Annotated in this window: 4 protein-coding genes; 3 read left to right on the top strand and 1 reads right to left on the bottom strand. The window is 57.5% G+C overall.

Annotated features, from left to right (window positions below):
- Positions 1 to 944: elongation factor P maturation arginine rhamnosyltransferase EarP (earP, locus tag ADADOO_RS06720; protein WP_511276095.1), on the bottom strand; the 944-nt coding region annotated here is incomplete at its 3' end.
- 15 nt (positions 945 to 959) lie between these two features.
- Here earP and ADADOO_RS06715 point away from each other — a divergent pair.
- From ADADOO_RS06715 to pgsA, 3 genes are all read left to right on the top strand, one after another.
- Complete coding sequence (locus tag ADADOO_RS06715) at positions 960 to 1,607, top strand: uracil-DNA glycosylase (protein WP_511276093.1); 648 nt, start codon at positions 960 to 962, stop codon at positions 1,605 to 1,607.
- 9 nt (positions 1,608 to 1,616) lie between these two features.
- A complete protein-coding gene (gene uvrC / locus ADADOO_RS06710) occupies positions 1,617 to 3,428 on the top strand; it encodes an excinuclease ABC subunit UvrC (protein WP_511276092.1) in 1,812 nt (603 codons plus the stop codon).
- A gap of 3 nt (positions 3,429 to 3,431) precedes the next feature.
- On the top strand, positions 3,432 to 3,864 hold a 433-nt coding region (gene pgsA, locus ADADOO_RS06705; RefSeq protein WP_511276090.1), incomplete at its 3' end, for a CDP-diacylglycerol--glycerol-3-phosphate 3-phosphatidyltransferase.

The following is a 3,864-nucleotide window of genomic DNA, read 5'->3' as shown; positions in this document are numbered from 1 at the left end:
TTCCAGGCGACGAACATCCGGCGCAGCGCTGTTTCTGTCGTCGCATCGAGACCCTTGCCATAGCAATCCAGAAATGCCTCAAGTTTGGCCAGATGTGCCCCGTCATCCTGTTGATAAACCTGCCATATAAATGGCTTGGCAGCCCACTGAGCGCGCACGAAAGAATCCTCGCCCCGTACGAAATTGATGTCGCAGCGCCACAATAAACGATCGAAATCATCGATCGGCATAAAAGGAATTGGCTGAATCAGCGCGTTGCCAAGCTGCCACGGCCCATTTCCGCCCAAATGAGCCTGTACCGCCGCCAAAGGTTTGCCTGGAGGTACGTGGCAAACCAAATGGGTCGGCGAATCCAGGAACGCATCCAGCAAGGCGCCGACTGGCGCCGTGTCATAGCAAAACAGGCATACCTCAAGCGCCCCGTCGGCCAAGTTCTCCGCGATATGGTGGTCACGCTTCAAAAACAGCTCGTTTTCTCGCAGCAGCCCACCGCTCTTTGGTGAAAAGCCCGGGAAAAAGAAATATTTGACCAACGGCAGGGAAGGGTGGGGCGATACCATGCCGTGACAGCCATCGGCCCAGGATTCCGCAGTCATGTATTCGAGATTGATCCAGCACGGCCTGGGCGAAGATTGGCCCATTGCCGACAGATACGCAGCCGGAAGGTCACAGGCAAAAGCCTCGATAACGACATCTACCGTCCGCTCGAATTCCGCGCTCTCGGTCCAATGACGAATTTCGATACCCTGGCATGATTGCCTCGCCTGCGCCGGATCGACTAACGGACACAACGGCTGCAGGCTATTTAGATCATCGACCCACAAACGTACCTTGCGCCCATGCTCGGCCACCAGTTGCCTGGCCAGACGCCAACAAACCCCGATGTCGCCGAAGTTGTCGATGACCCGGCAAAAGATGTCCCAATGAAGCTGCATGGTCGCCATGCTAACATCGCAGCCATGTCGAGATTCAAAGATCCCACCGGCTGTACAGCCTGCCCACGTCTGGCCGAGCACCTTTTCAACATACGCCAGCGCGATCCAGACTGGCACGCCTTGCCTGTTCCGGCCTTCGGCTCCCTGGATGCGGAGCTCCTTGTCGTCGGCCTCGGCCCTGGTGAAAAAGGGGCCAACCGGACCGGTCGCCCCTTTACCGGCGACATCGCCGGCGAGCTTCTCTATCCAGCCTTGCACCGCTTCGGCTTCGCCAGCGAACCAGAAGCACTGGGCGCCGACCATTGGGCCAACCCGGCGATGCAACTAAGCAACTGCCGGATCACCAATGCCGTGCGTTGCCTCCCACCGGCCAATAAGCCGACAACGGCTGAAATTCGTCAGTGCAACGGCCACCTGAAAGTTGAATTGGCTGCGATGCCCAGACTGAAAGTCATCGTCGCCCTTGGTGCCATCGCCCACCAAGCATTGCTTTGGGCTTACGACCTCAAGCTCAAGGAATTCACCTTCGGCCACAACGTCGGCCACACCTTGCCTGACGGGCGAACTCTTGTCGACAGCTACCATTGCAGTGGCTACAACTGGCGTACCGGCAGGCTTTCCCGTGAAAGCTTTGAGGCGGTGTTTGCCGGGGTCAAGACCCGCCTCGCCTAAACCCGCACGATGAGTTTCGATGCCAAGGCCTTCCTGGCTACACTGACTGAACTCCCCGGCGTCTATCGCATGCTGGATGCCAATGCCGCCGTCCTTTACGTCGGCAAAGCCAAGAACCTCAAAAAACGGGTTTCTTCCTATTTTCGGGAAAATGTTTCCAGCCCACGCATCGCGCATATGGTCAGCCAGATTGCTAGCGTGGAAACGACAGCAACGCGCACCGAGGCCGAGGCGCTATTGCTGGAAAACAACCTGATCAAGTCACTTTCCCCACGCTACAACATCCTTTTTCGGGACGATAAGTCCTACCCTTACATCGTTCTAACCAAGGGGAAATTCCCTCGGCTCTGCTTCTTCCGTGGCAATCCGGATCGCAAGGCAAATTACTTTGGCCCCTATCCGTCCAGCTGGGCAGTCCGCGACAGCATCCACCTGATGCAAAAAATATTTCGCCTGCGGACTTGCGAAGAATCGGTTTTTTCCAACCGCTCGCGGCCATGTCTGCTGTATCAGATCAAACGTTGCAGCGGGCCGTGCGTCGGATTGATCTCGCCGGAAGACTACGCGACCGATGTTCAACTGGGCTCGATGTTCCTGCTCGGCAAACAGCAGGAAGTCTCAAAGCGTCTGAATCAGGCCATGGAAGCCGCTTCCGCACGTCTTGCTTTTGAACAGGCGGCAGTCTACCGGGATCTGATCCAGTCGTTGCACCAAGTGCAGGAAAAACAGTTCATTTTCAGCGCCAAAGGCGAAGACATGGACATACTGGTCGCGCAGAAGGAAGCTGGGCAGTTGTGCGTCAACCTTGCCATGGTTCGCGGCGGACGACATCTCGGAGATCGTCCGTTCTTTCCGACCAACGCCGGCGAATCGGAGCCGGCAGATGCCTGTGCTGCCTTTCTCCGCCAACACTACGCCATCCACCCGGCACCGGCACGCCTGTTGGTCCATCCCTTACCCGCCGAAGATGAGCCGGGTGAAAGCGAAGCGGTGCTGGCCGAACTGGCCGGGCGCCCGGTTCCGGTCATGCGGGCACGCAGTCTTTCCCACAAAGCCTGGATCGAGATGGCATTGCAGAACGCCAAACTAGCCATTCTGGCACGCAGTCAGGCCACGGCTCAGCAGGAAAAACGGTTAGCTGCACTTCAGGAAGCATTACAACTGCCAGAGCCGATTGCTCGCATTGAATGCTTCGACATCAGTCACACGATGGGAGAAGCAACCGTAGCATCCTGTGTGGTCTACCACGAAAACCGCATGAAAAACGCCGACTACCGGCGCTTCAATATTCGCGACATCAAACCAGGCGATGACTATGCGGCCATGCGCCAGGCCGTCAGTCGGCGCTACGATGGTGTTGCCGCCGGCGAGGGTACGGCGCCTGACCTGATCCTGATCGACGGTGGAAAAGGGCAGGTGGCTTCAGCCTTTGCTGCGCTGGCTGATCTGGGGCTGACCCATTTGCCCATGATCGGTGTTGCCAAAGGCGAAGGACGCAAGCCGGGGCTGGAATCACTTGTTTTCCCGGATGGCCGCGAGCCGTTACAATTGCCGGCGGAACACCCCGCGTTGCACCTGATCCAGGAAATACGCGACGAAGCTCATCGCTTTGCCATCACGGGCCATCGAGCCCAACGCAGCAAGGCACGAAAAATATCAACCCTGGAAAGCCTGCCCGGCATTGGACCGGCCCGCAGGAAAGCCTTGGTTGCCAGATTCGGTGGCCTGCCCGGTGTACTTGCCGCCAGCCCCGAACAATTGTCCGAAGTGCCCGGCATCAGCCGGGATATGGCTGAAAAGCTACATTCCGCATTACACTGAACCATGCCTTTCAATCTGCCTATCCTGCTGACCTGGCTTCGTATCGTGGCGATACCACTGTTAATTGCCGTTTACTATTTGCCGGCAGACTGGGCCACCTTGCATGAGCGTGATCTTGCCGCGACATCCATTTTTGTGGCAGCGGCCCTAACCGATTGGGCCGATGGCTATCTGGCCCGAAAACTCGATCAGACATCGGCCTTTGGTGCCTTTCTCGACCCAGTCGCCGATAAATTGATGGTCGCCGCTGCATTGATTGTTCTCGTTGAACTGGGCCGGACGGATGCCATCGTCGCCAGCATCATCATCGGTCGCGAAATCACCATTTCGGCCTTGCGCGAATGGATGGCCAAAATTGGCGCGGCAAAAAGCGTCGCCGTCTCGATGCTCGGCAAGATCAAGACAGCCGCTCAAATGCTGGCCATTCCCATCCTCC

The organism is Azonexus sp. (genome assembly GCF_036170495.1).
Lineage (GTDB): Bacteria > Pseudomonadota > Gammaproteobacteria > Burkholderiales > Rhodocyclaceae > Azonexus.
This window is presented reverse-complemented; position numbering and strand designations above follow the sequence as displayed.